Genomic DNA, 15,247 nt, shown 5'->3' with positions numbered 1-15,247 from the left:
GGAGTTTAGTATCTTTTCTTTCGGCTACGCTGACTCTTTTTTGTTCCGCCGTTGTTGTTCCTGTTGGATTTGGCCGGACGGTTTTTGAGGAACTGTCCACTCTCGGTCAGGTTCTCCCCATCTCTGGCCAAATCTATCTGTCCGTCGCTCATTTCTTTCAAGTGCGCAAAGATGGCGGAATCCTCAACGGTGTCCTTGTTCCAGTTCAGGTAACATTTCTTCATGTGGTTGGCAATGGCGTACTCCAGCCCTGAACGCATGTCCCCCTTTTCCCATTTTACGGCCACATCGATCATTCGCTTGATGTTGTTGCCATAAAAACGGTATTTGGGATGGTTCTGCGGATATTCCAACGGCTCTGGACGTTGTTGCAAAACTTCCTTGGAGGTGATGGGGAACGGGGAGTCCACATCCAATTTGAAGTCGGACATGATGAACAATTGGTCCCACAATTTATGCTGGAAGTCTGGCACGTCCCTCAAATGGGGCTGCAAATTACCCATAACGCTTATGATGGCCTTGGCCTCTTTGTTCCGTTCGTCCCTATCCGCTATGGAAACGGCATGGTCCACCATTTTTTGAAAATGACGGCCGTATTCCGGAATAAAAAGCTTTGGGCGTTCGGTGTTGTATTCTAAATTTTCTACTAGGTTCAAATCAAAGGATTTAATGAAGTTATGTTATGGCGAAGTATCTATCCGATAACGTCCGCAAAATAGTAAAATTATGGCAATCTTTATGCTTACAGGGAAATAACGCCCTCAACGACGGCCACTTCCTTGTATTTTTTGATCACCTCGTCCGGATCTTTCATGTTCACGGTAATGGAAAGACTGGTATAGTTACCGTTCTTGGACTTTTTGGACTCGATGACGGCCCCCGTGTTATCAAAAATATCTTGGATCTGTGCAATGCGTTCGTCGTCCGTGGGCACTATGAATTTGTAGAGGTAGTTGGAAGGCCAATTGGTATTCTCCAGCAATTGCTCCTTGAGCCGCGCATAAAACTCGTCCGTGTTCTCCTTCTTCATCTTGTATTTTTTACAAATATATGGCTTACCCGACAATTTTTTTTCCTTCGGGCTATTTCATTACTTTGTAAAGCTAAAATAGTGCGTTTGGGCAAGAACAAAACTGTCATTACCGGTGCTCCCGGAACAGGGAAAACATCCATCATCAAAGAACTGGAAAACAAGGGGTTCCATTGCTTCCATGAAATCATAAGGGACATGACCTCCAAGGCAAAGCAAGGGGGAGAATCCAATGTTTTCGTTTCCAACCCGTTGGTTTTTGTTGATGATGCCCTGCAATTCAACAAAGATCTTTTGGAAGGTCGCACGGCACATTTTAAGGAATCGCTCAAGATAGATGCCCCCATCAGTTTCTTTGACCGGGGCATTCCCGATGTCCTTGCTTATATGGATTTTTTTGGGCAGACCTACGACGAAAAGTTTGTGAAATACATTGAGGACCATCGATATGATACTGTCTTTATCGTACCGCCATGGGAAGAAATCTATGTGTCGGACAATGAGCGACTGGAAACCTATGAAGAGGCGGAAAAAATACACCATGCCCTGATGAACACCTATTCGCAGTATGGTTACGAGCCTATTGAAGTGCCCAAAGATATAGTTCCCAAACGTATTTCCTTCATTTTGGAAGCCCTTAAAAAAATGTAGTGCAAAAGGAGACCACTGCCATTCTAAAAGAGTTCTGGGGTCATGATGGTTTTCGGGGGTCCCAAAAAGCCATTATCGATACCGTGCTTTCAGGAAGTGACGTCTTGGCCCTGATGCCCACGGGCGGGGGAAAATCCATCTGCTATCAGGTACCCGCATTGGCCCAGGAAGGTATCTGCATCGTGGTGTCACCCTTGGTGGCCCTGATCCAGGACCAGGTGGCCCAATTGAAAAAAAGAGGGATCAAAGCCATTGCACTGACAGGGGGCATCCCGTCCGATGAACTCAACGACCTTCTGGACAATTGCCTTTTTGGCAACTATAAGTTCCTCTACCTGTCCCCAGAACGCTTGCAGCAGAGCATCGTGCAGGAACGTATCCAAGAGATGAACGTAAACCTGATTGCCATAGACGAGGCCCACTGCATCTCGCAATGGGGAAATGATTTCAGGCCTGCCTATTTGGGTTGTACCATCCTTAGGGAACTGGCCCCCGGCATTCCCATGATGGCCTTGACGGCAACGGCCACACCACAAGTGGTGGAAGACATTTTGGAAAACCTTAGAATGGACAATGCCGAGGTATTCAAAGATTCCTTTTCCAGGGCCAACATTGCGTTCAAAGTAAAGCATACAGAGGACAAACTCTACCAACTCAATAAATATATGGGCAAGATACCGGGCAGCTCCATTGTCTATGTCCGGTCACGGAAAATGTGTGTGTCCCTCTCCAACTTCTTGATCAAGCAAGGGTTCACCTCCGCTTTTTTTCATGGTGGCATCACCAAGTCCGAAAAAGAGCAGAAACTTAACCTTTGGTTAAGCGGTGAAATTCGGGTAATGGTGGCCACGAATGCCTTTGGTATGGGCGTGGACAAACCCGATGTGCGCCTGGTCATCCATTATCAGGTGCCGGACAGTCTGGAAAGCTATTTTCAGGAGGCCGGTAGAGCCGGAAGGGACGGCAAACCATCCACAGCCATTATCCTCACCTCCAACGAGGACAAGGAACGGGCCAAGGAGCAATTTTTATCGTCCCTGCCCGATGTGGATTTTGTAAAAAAAGTGTATTCCAAGCTGAACAACCATTTCCAGATTTCTTACGGGGAATTGGTCCCAGAACCCTTGGCCTTCAAGTTCAATGAATTTTGCAACCGTTATGGTTTCAACCCCAATATGACTTTCCATGCGTTCCGTATCCTGGACCAAAATTCGGTGCTTTCGCTTTCCGACAATTTCAATGAGAAGAATATCCTGAGGTTCATTGCCCCAAAAGCGGCCATTTTCGAGTATTTGGGGAAAAATCGCACCACGGCCCCTGTGGTCCAGACCATTTTACGGACCTATGGCGGCATCACGGAATATGACACCAAGATTGACCTGTACCTGCTTTCCAAAAAAACCAATGAGAGCGAGGCTGGCCTCAAAAAAATACTGCATCAGCTTGCGGAAGATGGTATGGTGGACTACCAAAACACGACCAGCGATCTCGAAATCACCTTTTTGGTGCCTAGGGAGGACGACCATACCATAAATCCCTTTGCGAAAAAGATCAGGGATTTCAACAGGGTAAAGCAAAGCAATATGATGGCCATGTTGGGGTATATTGACAACAGGGAGGAATGTCGGAGCACTTATCTTTTGAAATATTTTGGAGAAACGGTCAAGGAAAAGTGTGGCACTTGCGATATTTGCACCAGAAAGGAAAAGAAAGGATCACTGCCAAACCTCGGAGAACGGGTGTTGGCCCTATTGCAGATTGCACCCAGCACTTCAAGACAGTTGGAAAAGGCCACAGGTGCCGACGAAAAAGCACTTTTGAAGACCTTGCAACAGTTGCTTGAGGACGAAAAGGTCCTGTTAAACACAAGAAATGAGTACAGCATCAAAAAATAAGGACCTCCGCATCGTGTTCATGGGCACGCCCGACTTTGCGGTGGGCAGCCTTGCACGCATATTGGAAGCCGGACTGAACGTGGTCGGCGTGGTCACCGCACCGGACAGGGCCGCTGGACGTGGCCGTAAACTACAGCAATCCGCGGTCAAGGAATTCGCGGTGCAGCACCAATTGAAGGTATTACAGCCCATCAATTTGAAGGATGAGGGCTTTTTGGAAGAACTCAAAGGCCTTAACGCCAATCTGCAAGTGGTCGTGGCCTTTAGGATGTTGCCCAAAGCGGTCTGGAACATGCCGGAATATGGCACCTTCAACCTTCATGCCTCGCTCCTGCCCCAATACCGTGGAGCGGCACCCATCAACTGGGCCATCATCAACGGGGAAACGGAAACGGGGGTCACTACCTTTTTTATTGATGAAAAAATAGATACTGGGAACATCATCCTTCAGGCCAAGGAAAAAATCAATCCTGAGGACAATGTTGGTAGCCTGCACGACCGATTGATGGAAATTGGTGGGGATTTGGTCGTGGAAACCTGCAAACAGATTGCAGCTGGAACTGCCACCGTAAGTGAACAGAACGAAAGCGGCGAGCTAAAACCAGCTCCCAAGATCCACAAGGAAACCTGCCAAATCGATTGGAACGCATCTTTAGAAGGTATCCATAACCTTATCAGGGGACTCAGCCCCTATCCCGGAGCATGGACCACCATTATCAATAAGGATATGGAAGAACCCCTGAAAATTTATGTGACCCAAATGGAACCCGCACAACATGGACTTAAGGTCGGTAAGTTGATTGCGGACAAAAAATCCATGAAAGTGGCCGTTAAGGGTGGTTACTTACATCTGTTGGAACTTCAATTTTCTGGAAAGCGACGGATGAAGGTCACTGAGGTTTTGAACGGATTGAATCTGGATGGGGACGCCCACCTTCGCTAATCCCTTGCTATGATTGGGCTGGCAAAAAAGTGTCAATTTTTTCCGACTTTATCAACAAACGTTTGAAGTTATCAACAAAAACCCCTATTTCCCTTGGTTTTGCTTGCGTTACTGCCAAATCCGTATAAATTTGTTTAGCATTAAAATTATTTTAACAACAATTAATTTAATTCCATTATGAACAAAACAGAATTAATCGATGCTATGGCAGCTGATGCTGGCATCACTAAGGCAGCAGCAAAAAAGGCATTGGAATCTTTCTTGGGAAATGTAGAGGGATCACTTAAAAAAGGAAACAGGGTTTCCTTGGTAGGTTTTGGTTCTTGGTCAGTTTCCAAAAGAAGTGCCAGAGAAGGTAGGAACCCTCAGACTGGTAAGACCATCAAGATTGCTGCCAAGAACGTTGTAAAGTTCAAAGCAGGTGCTGAATTGAGCGGTGCAGTTAACTAATCAATTATTGTTTTAATATATGAAAGCACTTCCAAAAGGGAGTGCTTTTTTAGTTTATGGGGTTTGCAGTTTTCATAAATGTTGTATATTATACAACAAATAAGAAGCTTGACTCCTATGAAAATGGTGGGCCACAAACCAAAAAAAGGGAAATTGCTAGTCGCGGAACCTTCGCTTACCGGGGATGTATCCTTTAACAGGTCCGTGGTGCTCCTGGCAGAGCATAACCAAGAAGGCTCTGTGGGCTTTATCCTGAACAAGCCTTTGGACTATACCATCTGTGATCTTATTTCTGAAATCACCATACCTTTTCAAGTGTTCAACGGGGGACCTGTGGAGCAGGACAATCTTTACTTTATCCATAAAGTGCCCCAACTCATTGCCGACAGTGTGGAAATTTCCGATGGTATTTTTTGGGGCGGCAACTTTGAAAAGACCGTGGAACTCATCAACAATGGGACCATCACGGAACAGGACATCCGTTTCTTTTTGGGGTATTCTGGATGGGGTTCCAGTCAATTGGACCAAGAACTTTCCTCAAAATCATGGATCGTGTTACAGAATGAATACCAAAGTGGTATTCTCGAAAAATCGTCCCTAGCGTTCTGGAAGGAAAAAATGGTTGAACTGGGTGGTGATTACCTCCTTTGGTCCAACGCACCGGAAAACCCGTCCCTCAACTAGTCTGGGACACTCGTGCCCTGGCGTTCAGTTTGCCTACCAAACTTTTCCCGATGGTGTTCCCAAATTGCTTTTTTCGATACCTGCTGATGGGTTGAATGCCCACAATGCTGTTGGTCAAGAACATCTCATCCGATTTTTGCAGCTCAAATGGGGAAATGGATTCCTCCACCAGTTCCAGATTTTCGGCCGCTGAAACAATCTCTATGATTTTTTTCCTGATGATGCCATCCAGGCACCCATCTGCCAAGGGTGGAGTCTTTACCACATTGCCCTGCACCAAAAACAGATTCCCGTTGATGCCTTCCACCACCTGCTTGTCCGTGTTCACCAAAAGACAATTGGCATAACCATTTTCCTTGGCATAGACACTGGCCACCACGTGCAACAGTTTGTTCGTGGTCTTCAAATTGGACAGCATATCCTTGTTCACATAATAGTCCTTGAAGATCTCCACTTCATACTCCCCTTCGTTCACCAAATAGAATGGGGAATCCAAGGTTTTGGTTTCAATGAGGTAGGAAATGTTGTTGGTCTCAGGGCCATAAAGTCCTTCCCCGTTCCTGAAAATCGTCAGCCGCACCCTCACCGGGGCATTTCCCTGTTGGTTCCCCTCAATGGTTTTCTTTATTTCCGCTTCCAAAAACTCCAAGGTGAACTCCATCGGAATTTCCATTCTGAGGATACGCATGGAGGCCATCAGCCTAAAATAGTGTTCCTCCCAAAAAAAGAGGGTGCCGTGGACACATCTGAGCGTCTCAAAAAGTGCATCGCCATATTTTAGTCCCCTATTGGTATGGGAGAGCACATGGGTCTCGTCAGAAAAAAGCTTACCGTTGTAATTGAACATGAAAAAAGTCCCGTTTTATCGGGACCAAAGATACGGTATCACGGAGAAATGGTCTATTTGGAACCCAGAACTTGTTTCAGGTCGGATATTTGGTTTTCCCAGAGCATTTTGGCCTCGTCCACTTCATCGTCTTCGGCAAAATCGGTGATAAAGAGGGAAACATCCTTGGTGATCTCATCCACAATGATCCTCATTTCAAAAAAGGAACCATCCTCGTTCTCCACCCAGGAAAATTTCACAAATTCCTCACTTTTTCGTTTCAACATTTTGGCCTTTTCCTCGGCCCCGTCCCAGATAAAGGTGAACACTTCGCCACGGGAATTCACATTGTCGGCATACCATTCGGAAAGACCCGAAGGAGTGGAAATATATTGGTAAAGCAACTGTGGGGATGCTTGTATGACAAACTCAATTTCAAATTTAACCTTATCGCTCATTATAATGTCCTGATTAATCCTTTTCAACATTTGATATAGTTTGGGAAGATAAAAAAATAAATGTCAAATAATAAATTAATCCCGAATTTTGATTCAGCAAAAATTAAACTATATATTTGCACCCGCTTAACAGAATCACGGCGAGGTAGCTCAGGTGGTTAGAGCGCAGGATTCATAACCCTGAGGTCGGGAGTTCAAGTCTCCCTCTCGCTACAAAAAAGTCATTTAGCTGGTCTTCAGTTGAATGGCTTTTTTATTTCTTCGCGATGCTTTTTTTCCTAACTTGAAGACTTTAAACCAACCTTAGAATGAACTACTTCAAAAAGCTGGGAACCGCCAATTTGCTCATGCTCATCCTATGCGCCCTGATCATCTTGGTGGCAGAATATCTATTCCTTAACGGAAGTCCGGAACATGGCCTTTTTGTGGGGCTTTGGGCACCAACGCTTCTGGGCGTCATGATTTACTTAAAACTTGTGGACAATGACAGCAAATGATATCGTTCTATGGTTTTCCATTGCAGTCATTGTGCTGGTGGCCATCTGGTCCATACTCATGATACGGGCCTACAACAAGACAAACGATGGGAAGTGAGTAAATCTCGCTACGGAAGAGAAACAATGTCGTGAACAGATCAAAGTAACTTCCCATAGTCGAGTCCAAGGTTTACTTTTGTACTATGAAAAACACCATTTCCGAACGTGTCGCGGATTTTCTCAAAAACTACCCTCCGTTCAGTGCATTGGAAAGCGGGCAGCTCGAAGCCCTTTCCTATGAGGTGACCATTCTCCACAAGGAAAGTAACAGTATCGTATTCTCGGAGAAAGAAGCCCCGCACGATTTTTTTTATGTGGTCCACAAAGGCGCCGTGGCGCTCACCAAAAAAGGTTCCACACAGATTCTGGACATTTGTGACGAAGGTGATGTTTTTGGGCTACGCCCCTTGCTGGCCCATGAGAACTATAAACTTGAGGCCAAGGCACATGAGGAGACCATACTCTATGCCATTCCCATCAAGGAATTTAAGCCGCTTGCCCTGCAGAACCATCGGGTCGGTGATTTTTTGATCGAAAGCTTTGCTTCCAACACCCGAAATCCCTACTCCCAAAAGCATCGGGGAAAGTTATATGGGGTCAGCAATGAACCGAGCCAAGGCCAAGAGACCAAATTGTTGGACCTACAACCGGTGCGGTATTCCTCGGATTTGATCACCTGTACCGAAGGCACCCAGATCAAGACCATCGCCAACACCATGGGCAAGCACAATGTAAGCAGTATTTTGGTTGTAAAGGATGGGTTGCCCGTAGGCATCATCACCGATAAGGATCTAAGGGAAAAAGTGGCAACCGGACTGTTCCCCATCACGGGCAGTGCCAAATCTATCATGACGACCCCCGCGATCACTTATCCGAAGGAACTTACGGTGACACAGGCGCAAATGGCCATGATGAAAAGCAACATCAGTCATTTGGTACTCACCGAAGATGGGACAACCGACACATCCGCAGTCGGGATACTTTCAAAACACGATGTCATGGTGGCCATGGGGAACAACCCTGCCGTACTGCTACGGGCCATCAAAAGGGCCAGGGATTCCAAACGATTGCGCAGTATCCGGCAAAGCATCATGAGCTTGTTGCAGGGATATTTGGAAGAAAACATCCCGATTGGGCTGGTCTCCAAGATCATCTCGGAGCTCAATGATGCCACCATCAAGCAGGTCATCGACATCTCCATTAAAAAAATGGAATTGGAACCTCCCGTCAAGTTTGCTTGGCTCACCCTGGGCAGCCAAGGCAGGGGCGAGCAATTGCTTAACACCGATCAGGACAATGCCATTCTCTATGAAAATGTGCCTAAAAGTGAGTCTCAGGCCACCCGTGACTATTTTCTAAAGCTCGGAAGCATCATATCCATGGAACTGAACACCATCGGGTTTGAATATTGTCCAGCAGAGATGATGGCCTCCAACCCATTGTGGTGCCATAGTCTGGACGAATGGAAAGAAGTGACCACCCATTGGATGGGCAACCCTGGCCCAGAAGAAGTGCTGTTGTCCTCCATCTTTTTTGATTTCAATGTCACCTATGGTGAAAAGGCATTGGCCGATCAGCTTTCGTTGCACATTTTTGACAACGTAAAGAAATTCCCCCAGTTCCTCACCCATTTGGCCAGTGGTGCACTACAGAATCCTTCCCCGTCAGGCTTTTTTAGGGATTTTTTGGTGGAACAGGATGGGGCCCACAAGGATTTCTTCGACCTAAAACTACGAGCATTGATGCCCTTGGTGGATGCCGCTCGGGTGCTTATCCTGTCACATTCCGTAAAGTCCATCAACAACACCGCCGAGCGTTATGAGAAACTGGCAGAACTGGAACCGCAGAACAAGGAAGTTTACCTCGCCTGCTCCTATGCCAGCAAAGCACTTTTGAAGTTCAGGACCAAACATGGTTTGCTGCACAACGATTCGGGCAGGTTCATCGCATTGGACAAACTGAACAAAGAGGAAAAGATCAAACTGAAAAGGACATTCAAGACCATCAAAGAGATCCAATCGTTGATAGAAATACGGTTCCAAGTCAAAAACCTGTTGCGCTGATGTGGCCCTTCTCCTCAAAAAAACAACTGGAACTTCCTCCTTTTTGGTGGGAATATGAGGATGGTTTTCGACAAAAACTCCCCGAGAAGGTACAGGATAACACCTTTATTGTATGGGACACTGAGACCACGGGGTTCCGTTTGGACAGGGACAGGATGTTGTGCATCGGTGCGGTGAAATTGATATGCGGCAGCATAGCTGTGAAGGACAGTTTTGAAGTCTATATCCAGCAAGAACACTACGATGCCGAAAGCGCGGAAATCCATGGTATCCTTAGAAAGGGCAAACGAGAGCGCATTTCCGAGTTGGAAGCCTTAAAACTGTTTCTTGGCTACATAAAAAACCATGTGCTGGTCGGCCACCATGTGATGTTCGACGTGAACATGGTCAATGCGGCATTGAAAAGAAACGGACTTCCCAAACTGAAAAACAAAACCTTGGACACAGGGCTGCTCTATAAACGGACCCTGCTCACCTCCAATGTGCTCCAAAAGAAAGAAAAATACGCTTTGGACGAGCTGGCCGAAAAGTTCAGCATTTCCAAAAAAGACAGGCATACTGCCCTTGGCGACGCACTTATTACCGCAATCGCGTTTGTACGCATCGTGGAAAAGTTGGCCCCAAGAAACGTAAAGGATCTCATTAAAAAACAAGATCCTCCAAGATTGGGTCTTTAAGCTATTTACTTTCCTTTATAATATCATCAACCACTTCGGGGTTCAACAAAGTTGAAGTATCTCCCATGTTATCAGTGTCCTTGGATGCTATTTTCCGTAGGATACGCCTCATGATCTTTCCGCTACGGGTCTTGGGCAGACCGGCCACGAATTGGATCTTGTCCAATTTGGCGATTGGACCAATATGTTCCGTGATGAGTTGATTGATCTCCTTTTCAAGGTTTTCCCGGTTCCGTCCTTCACCGATCTCCTTCAAGATTACGAAGCCATACAAAGCATTGCCCTTGATGTCATGCGGGAAACCGACAATGGCCGATTCCGCGACCGCTGGGTGTTCGTTGATGGCATCTTCAATCGGTGCCGTGCCCAAATTGTGCCCGGAAACGATGATCACATCATCTACCCTTCCGGTGATACGGTAATAGCCCACTTCATCCCTCAAAGCGCCATCACCTGTAAAATACATGCCCTCGAAAGCAGCAAAGTACGTGTCCCTATATCTTTTATGGTCTCCCCAAATGGTACGTGCTATGGAAGGCCAAGGGAATTTAATGCACAATCGGCCGTCCACTTGGTTCCCTTTGATCTCCTTACCGTTTTCGTCCATCAGTGCAGGTTGCACCCCTGGCATGGGCAAAGTGGCATAGGTGGGTTTTGTGGGGGTCGAAAAGGGAATGGGGGAAATCAGGATGCCTCCCGTTTCCGTTTGCCACCAGGTGTCCACAATGGGACATTTCTTGTTCCCCACATGGTCGTTGTACCAGTGCCATGCCTCCTCATTGATGGGTTCTCCCACAGTTCCCAGCACCTTAAGGCTGGAAAGCTCATATTTGGTGACAAAGTCCAGGTCTTTTTTGGCCAAGGCCCTGATTGCTGTGGGGGCGGTGTAAAATTGGGTCACCTTATGCTTTTCAACAACTTCCCAGAACCTTCCGTGATCCGGATAGGAAGGAACACCTTCGAACATGACCGTGGTAGCACCATTGGCCAATGGGCCATACACAATATAGGAGTGCCCGGTTATCCAACCAATATCGGCCGTACACCAATACACATCCTCTTCTCGATACTGGAACACATTTTTGAAGGTATAGGCCGTGTACACCATATATCCACCAGTAGTATGGACCATCCCTTTGGGGCGACCCGTTGAACCAGAAGTGTACAATATGAACAAAGGATGCTCAGCGTCCACAATTTCAGGAACACAGTCGGAATAGGCCCTGTCCAACAACGGCTCTATCCACTGGTCACGACCTTCTTTCATTTTCACTTTTTCCCCGGTGCGCTTTTTCACCAATACCGTAGCCACGTCCGGGCATTGCTCCAAGGCGTCGTCCACAATGCCCTTTAGGTCGATGGTCTTGTTCCCTCTGTAGGAACCATCCGAGGTCAACACAATCTTGGCCCCACAATCATTGATCCGTGTGGCCAAAGCCGTTGATGAAAATCCGGCAAAAACCACGGAATGGACCGCTCCGATACGCGCACAGGCCAATATGGATATGGCCAGTTCGGGGATCATGGGCAAATAGACCACAACCCTATCCCCTTTCTTCACGCCTTGGTCCTTCAGCACGTTCGCAAACTTGCACACACGCTCGTGCAGTTGGGTATAGGTGATATGTTCGGCGGCCTCCTTGGGGTCATTGGGTTCAAAAATGATGGCGGTCTTGTCTCCCCGAATGCGTAAATGGCGATCGATGCAATTTTCGGTAATGTTGAGCTCGGCCCCATCAAACCATTTGATCTCTGGCTTTGTAAAATCCCACTCCAAAACTGAGTTCCACCGCTTTCTCCAATGGAAATGTTCCTCGGCTACTTCTTCCCAAAAACTTTCAGGATTTCTGACGGATTTGCGATAGACCTGAAAATATTCTTCCAAATGTTTGATGTGGTAATTACTCATGCTGCTTATTAAATTTTATGTGCTTAAAAATACGAAAAAAGAGGGCAATCCTTGTCCAGTTCTAATGTTCGATTGCCTCTCCCGCCCCACTGGGAATGCGGATGTTCTCCACAATTTCCTGGACGTCTTCCGGAGGGGCCGGGGTAAACCTCGATACTAGTATGGCTATCAAGAAATTGACCAACATGCCCACTGTGCCAAAGCCTTCCGGGGAAATGCCCCACCACCAATTGGCTTCAGTGGCCGTTTCTGGATTTCCTATCCAACCCAGCTTAAAACGGGCAATGTAGTAACAGGTGATGGCGAGTCCTGCCACCATTCCTGAAATGGCTCCTTCCCGATTCATCCGTTTGCTGAAAATACCCATCACAATGGCCGGAAAAAAGGAAGAAGCGGCCAGCCCAAACGCAAGGGCCACCACGGAGGCCACAAATCCGGGAGGATGGATGCCGAAATATCCAGCCACGATCACGGCCAGCATGGCCGAAAAACGGGCTATCCATAATTCTTTCTTGTCTGAAATATCGGGAGCTATCTGCTTTTTGATCAAATCGTGGGAAATTGAAGTGGAAATCACCAACAAAAGACCTGCGGCCGTGGACAAAGCCGCTGCCAGACCGCCTGCCGCCACGAGGGCTATGACCCAATTGGGCAGATTGGCAATTTCTGGATTGGCCAGAACAGTGATGTCCCTGTCCACGTAAAGTTCATTGGGCGATGTGCTTGCATTGGAGATCATGCGTTGGCCCGAGCTGCCCCTACTTTCCACAAACTGGGGCTGACCACCATCGATGGCGGAACCGGGTCGGTACTGGATCTTTCCATCCCCGTTTTTGTCGGTCCATGCAATAAGGCCTGTACTCTCCCATTTGGTGAACCAGGGCGGGATTTCCTCATAGGGCTTATCCTGTACTGTTTCCATTAGGTTGGTACGGGCGAAGACTGCTATGGCAGGGGCAGTGGTGTATAAAATGGCTATGAACAACAGGGCGTAACCTGCCGATTTTCGGGCATCTCGAACTTTGGGCACAGTAAAGAAGCGTATGATTACATGGGGCAAACCCGCAGTACCCATCATCAGGGCAGCCGTGATAAAGAAGACATCCATGGTGGATTTGGTCCCGTCGGTATATGCCGTAAAGCCCAAATCGGTCATCAATCCATCCAATTTATCCAAAAGATAGACCCCATCTTCTCCTGCGGAACCAAAACCAATCTGCGGAATCGGGTTTCCTGTCGCCATGAGCGAAATAAAAATTGCAGGGACCATAAAGGCGAAGATGAGCACGCAATATTGTGCCACTTGGGTATAGGTGATTCCTTTCATACCGCCCAAAAAGGCATAGAAAAGCACCACGGCCATCCCAATATAGACCCCGGTGTCCACTTCCACATCCAAAAAACGGGAAAAAACCACCCCAACGCCACGCATCTGTCCGGCAACATAGGTGAAGGAAACAAAAAGTGCAGCGATCACGGCCACCGTTCGGGCCACATTGCTGTAGTAACGGTCCCCGATAAAATCCGGAACGGTGAACTTACCGAACTTGCGGAGATAGGGGGCCAATAAGAGGGCTAAAAGCACATATCCACCCGTCCAGCCCATCAGGTACACCGAACCATCATAGCCCGAAAAGGCAATGATGCCGGCCATGCCCAAAAAGGAGGCTGCGGACATCCAATCGGCACCTGTGGCCAATCCGTTGGCCAATGGGGAAACCCCTCCCCCGGCCACGTAAAAATCCTTGGTGGATTTGGCCCGGGTCCAAATGGCGATACCTATATATAATGCGAAAGTGAGGCCGACGATGAGAAACGTCCAAGTCTGTATGTCCATTATTCGTCGAGCTTATATTTTTTGTCCAATTTGTTCATCAAGCGGACATAGACAAAGATGAGGATGACGAAAACGTAGATGGAACCCTGCTGGGCAAACCAAAAACCAAGCTTGAAACCTCCCATGCGGATGGTATTGAGTTCATCCACGAAAAGGATTCCGAAGCCGTAGGAGACCACGAACCATATGAAGAGTAAAATGGTAAGGTATTTCAGGTTTTCCTTCCAATATTTTTTTCGATGCTGGCTATCCATTTGTCAAGGTTGATGCGAGAAATATATAACATCCACACAAAAGACATCAAAAAAATAGAAGAATACAAAGTATTTACCGAAAATTGTTCAAATAATTGAAAATGTTCTGTCCAATGCGTTCATAGATATTCGAAACATCCGCTTTCACAAAGGTATCCCCTGTGATGCTCTCATACAATTCAATATACCTTTCGGATACAGAATCGATATAGGCGTCATCCATCTCCGGAACGGTCTGCCCCTCCAATCCTTGAAAATTATTTGCGATGAGCCATTGCCGCACAAACTCCTTGGAAAGTTGCTTTTGGGGTTCGCCATTGGCCTGCCGCTGCTCATATCCTTCGGTGTAGAAATACCTTGAGGAATCCGGAGTGTGGATCTCATCAATGAGCACGATCTCCCCTTCCTTGGTCTTTCCGAATTCATATTTGGTGTCCACAAGGATCAATCCCCGCTTTGCGGCAATTTCGATTCCGCGTTGGAAAAGGGCGCGGGTATATTTTTCCAATACCTCATAATCCGCTTGGGAAACAATGCCACGTTTTAGAATGTCTTCCCGGGAAATGTCCTCGTCATGATCGCCTTTTTCAGCCTTTGTGGCCGGGGTGATGATGGGTTCCGGAAACTTGTCGTTTTCCTTCATCCCTTCGGGCATGGGAACGCCACAGAGCATTCTTTTGCCTGCTTTGTATTCCCTGGCCGCATGTCCGGAAAGATATCCCCTGATTACCATTTCCACTTTAAAAGGTTCGCAGGCCTTGCCCACAGCCACATTGGGATCTGGGGTGGCCAACAACCAATTGGGCACGATATCTTCCGTGTCCTTCATCATCTTGGTGGCAATCTGGTTCAAGATCTGTCCTTTGTAGGGGATTCCCTTGGGCATGACCACGTCAAATGCCGATAGGCGATCGGTGGCCACCATGACCAGCAGGTCGTTCTGCAGTGTGTAGACTTCCCTTACCTTACCTTTATATACGGATTTTTGTCCCGGAAAGTTAAAATCCGTGGACATCAATGTGTTCTGCCCCATG

General features: G+C 47.2%; 16 protein-coding genes and 1 tRNA gene. 9 read left to right on the top strand and 8 right to left on the bottom strand.

The window, feature by feature from the left end:
* Nucleotides 1-5: 5 nt before the first annotated feature.
* Together SD450_RS12465 and SD450_RS12460 are read right to left on the bottom strand one after the other, a co-directional pair.
* On the bottom strand, nucleotides 6-656 hold the full coding sequence (locus tag SD450_RS12465) for a DUF4290 domain-containing protein (RefSeq protein WP_318344780.1): 651 nt from the start codon (nucleotides 654-656) through the stop codon (nucleotides 6-8).
* Between the two features lie 86 nt (nucleotides 657-742).
* On the bottom strand, nucleotides 743-1,030 hold the full coding sequence (locus SD450_RS12460) for a DUF493 family protein (protein ID WP_318344779.1): 288 nt from the start codon (nucleotides 1,028-1,030) through the stop codon (nucleotides 743-745).
* A gap of 87 nt (nucleotides 1,031-1,117) precedes the next feature.
* Here SD450_RS12460 and SD450_RS12455 point away from each other — a divergent pair, with 87 nt between their 5' ends.
* The 5 genes from SD450_RS12455 (at nucleotide 1,118) to SD450_RS12435 (ending at nucleotide 5,653) form a co-directional block, all read left to right on the top strand.
* Nucleotides 1,118-1,681 (top strand): ATP-binding protein, encoded by a 564-nt coding sequence (locus tag SD450_RS12455; RefSeq protein WP_318344778.1) that lies wholly within the window; start codon nucleotides 1,118-1,120, stop codon nucleotides 1,679-1,681.
* Nucleotides 1,681-3,576 (top strand): RecQ family ATP-dependent DNA helicase, encoded by a 1,896-nt coding sequence (locus tag SD450_RS12450; RefSeq protein ID WP_318344777.1) that lies wholly within the window; start codon nucleotides 1,681-1,683, stop codon nucleotides 3,574-3,576. The genes SD450_RS12455 and SD450_RS12450 overlap by 1 nt, the downstream gene beginning before the upstream one ends.
* Entirely contained in the window at nucleotides 3,554-4,519 is a 966-nt protein-coding gene (gene fmt / locus SD450_RS12445; RefSeq protein ID WP_318344776.1) for a methionyl-tRNA formyltransferase, read from the top strand. The genes SD450_RS12450 and fmt overlap by 23 nt, the downstream gene beginning before the upstream one ends.
* Nucleotides 4,520-4,696: 177 nt before the next feature.
* Complete coding sequence (locus SD450_RS12440) at nucleotides 4,697-4,969, top strand: HU family DNA-binding protein (RefSeq protein WP_072879184.1); 273 nt, start codon at nucleotides 4,697-4,699, stop codon at nucleotides 4,967-4,969.
* Nucleotides 4,970-5,092: 123 nt separating this feature from the next.
* Complete coding sequence (locus SD450_RS12435; RefSeq protein ID WP_318344883.1) at nucleotides 5,093-5,653, top strand: YqgE/AlgH family protein; 561 nt, start codon at nucleotides 5,093-5,095, stop codon at nucleotides 5,651-5,653.
* Here SD450_RS12435 and SD450_RS12430 read toward each other — a convergent pair.
* Nucleotides 5,646-6,500: an aminotransferase class IV gene (locus SD450_RS12430; protein WP_318344775.1), complete on the bottom strand. Its 855-nt coding sequence runs from the start codon at nucleotides 6,498-6,500 to the stop codon at nucleotides 5,646-5,648. The genes SD450_RS12435 and SD450_RS12430 overlap by 8 nt on opposite strands.
* A gap of 53 nt (nucleotides 6,501-6,553) precedes the next feature.
* Nucleotides 6,554-6,937: an START-like domain-containing protein gene (locus SD450_RS12425; protein WP_151888707.1), complete on the bottom strand. Its 384-nt coding sequence runs from the start codon at nucleotides 6,935-6,937 to the stop codon at nucleotides 6,554-6,556.
* Between the two features lie 139 nt (nucleotides 6,938-7,076).
* Here SD450_RS12425 and SD450_RS12420 point away from each other — a divergent pair.
* The 4 genes from SD450_RS12420 (at nucleotide 7,077) to SD450_RS12405 (ending at nucleotide 10,213) form a co-directional block, all read left to right on the top strand.
* Nucleotides 7,077-7,150: transfer RNA gene (locus SD450_RS12420), tRNA-Met, on the top strand.
* Between the two features lie 95 nt (nucleotides 7,151-7,245).
* A complete protein-coding gene (locus tag SD450_RS12415) occupies nucleotides 7,246-7,434 on the top strand; it encodes a hypothetical protein (RefSeq protein ID WP_318344774.1) in 189 nt (62 codons plus the stop codon).
* Between the two features lie 182 nt (nucleotides 7,435-7,616).
* Nucleotides 7,617-9,536, top strand: a complete 1,920-nt coding sequence (locus SD450_RS12410) for a DUF294 nucleotidyltransferase-like domain-containing protein (protein ID WP_318344773.1) — start codon at nucleotides 7,617-7,619, stop codon at nucleotides 9,534-9,536.
* Nucleotides 9,536-10,213, top strand: a complete 678-nt coding sequence (locus SD450_RS12405) for a 3'-5' exonuclease (protein ID WP_318344772.1) — start codon at nucleotides 9,536-9,538, stop codon at nucleotides 10,211-10,213. The genes SD450_RS12410 and SD450_RS12405 overlap by 1 nt, the downstream gene beginning before the upstream one ends.
* Nucleotide 10,214: 1 nt before the next feature.
* Here the strand turns inward: SD450_RS12405 and acs are convergent, their stop codons facing one another.
* The 4 genes from acs to SD450_RS12385 all read right to left on the bottom strand — a co-directional run bounded on the left by acs (nucleotide 10,215) and on the right by SD450_RS12385 (nucleotide 15,246).
* Nucleotides 10,215-12,122, bottom strand: coding sequence for an acetate--CoA ligase (gene acs, locus SD450_RS12400; RefSeq protein WP_318344771.1), 1,908 nt, complete (start codon nucleotides 12,120-12,122; stop codon nucleotides 10,215-10,217).
* Between the two features lie 61 nt (nucleotides 12,123-12,183).
* Nucleotides 12,184-13,959, bottom strand: coding sequence for a sodium:solute symporter family protein (locus SD450_RS12395; protein ID WP_318344770.1), 1,776 nt, complete (start codon nucleotides 13,957-13,959; stop codon nucleotides 12,184-12,186).
* The gene (locus SD450_RS12390; protein WP_318344769.1) at nucleotides 13,959-14,213 is read right to left on the bottom strand and encodes a DUF4212 domain-containing protein; all 255 of its coding nucleotides are present in this window, start codon (nucleotides 14,211-14,213) and stop codon (nucleotides 13,959-13,961) included. The genes SD450_RS12395 and SD450_RS12390 overlap by 1 nt, the downstream gene beginning before the upstream one ends.
* A 73-nt stretch (nucleotides 14,214-14,286) precedes the next feature.
* Nucleotides 14,287-15,246, bottom strand: coding sequence for a phosphoribosylaminoimidazolesuccinocarboxamide synthase (locus SD450_RS12385; protein WP_318344768.1), 960 nt, complete (start codon nucleotides 15,244-15,246; stop codon nucleotides 14,287-14,289).
* Nucleotide 15,247: the final 1 nt, after the last annotated feature.

Source organism: Flagellimonas baculiformis (assembly GCF_033441575.1).
GTDB lineage: Bacteria > Bacteroidota > Bacteroidia > Flavobacteriales > Flavobacteriaceae > Flagellimonas > Flagellimonas baculiformis.
Note: the sequence above shows the minus strand (reverse complement) of the source record. Positions and strands in the feature narration are given on the sequence as shown.

What these genes read in the sequence shown, in the direction of transcription:
- SD450_RS12460 (WP_318344779.1), bottom strand. Translation starts at nt 1,030, where the DNA reads ATGAAGAAGGAGAACACGGACGAGTTTTATGCGCGGCTCAAGGAGCAA.
- fmt (WP_318344776.1), top strand. Translation starts at nt 3,554, where the DNA reads ATGAGTACAGCATCAAAAAATAAGGACCTCCGCATCGTGTTCATGGGC.
- SD450_RS12440 (WP_072879184.1), top strand. Translation starts at nt 4,697, where the DNA reads ATGAACAAAACAGAATTAATCGATGCTATGGCAGCTGATGCTGGCATC.
- SD450_RS12435 (WP_318344883.1), top strand. Translation starts at nt 5,093, where the DNA reads ATGGTGGGCCACAAACCAAAAAAAGGGAAATTGCTAGTCGCGGAACCT.
- SD450_RS12430 (WP_318344775.1), bottom strand. Translation starts at nt 6,500, where the DNA reads ATGTTCAATTACAACGGTAAGCTTTTTTCTGACGAGACCCATGTGCTC.
- SD450_RS12425 (WP_151888707.1), bottom strand. Translation starts at nt 6,937, where the DNA reads ATGAGCGATAAGGTTAAATTTGAAATTGAGTTTGTCATACAAGCATCC.
- SD450_RS12415 (WP_318344774.1), top strand. Translation starts at nt 7,246, where the DNA reads ATGAACTACTTCAAAAAGCTGGGAACCGCCAATTTGCTCATGCTCATC.
- SD450_RS12410 (WP_318344773.1), top strand. Translation starts at nt 7,617, where the DNA reads ATGAAAAACACCATTTCCGAACGTGTCGCGGATTTTCTCAAAAACTAC.
- SD450_RS12405 (WP_318344772.1), top strand. Translation starts at nt 9,536, where the DNA reads ATGTGGCCCTTCTCCTCAAAAAAACAACTGGAACTTCCTCCTTTTTGG.
- acs (WP_318344771.1), bottom strand. Translation starts at nt 12,122, where the DNA reads ATGAGTAATTACCACATCAAACATTTGGAAGAATATTTTCAGGTCTAT.
- SD450_RS12395 (WP_318344770.1), bottom strand. Translation starts at nt 13,959, where the DNA reads ATGGACATACAGACTTGGACGTTTCTCATCGTCGGCCTCACTTTCGCA.
- SD450_RS12390 (WP_318344769.1), bottom strand. Translation starts at nt 14,213, where the DNA reads ATGGATAGCCAGCATCGAAAAAAATATTGGAAGGAAAACCTGAAATAC.
- SD450_RS12385 (WP_318344768.1), bottom strand. Translation starts at nt 15,246, where the DNA reads ATGGGGCAGAACACATTGATGTCCACGGATTTTAACTTTCCGGGACAA.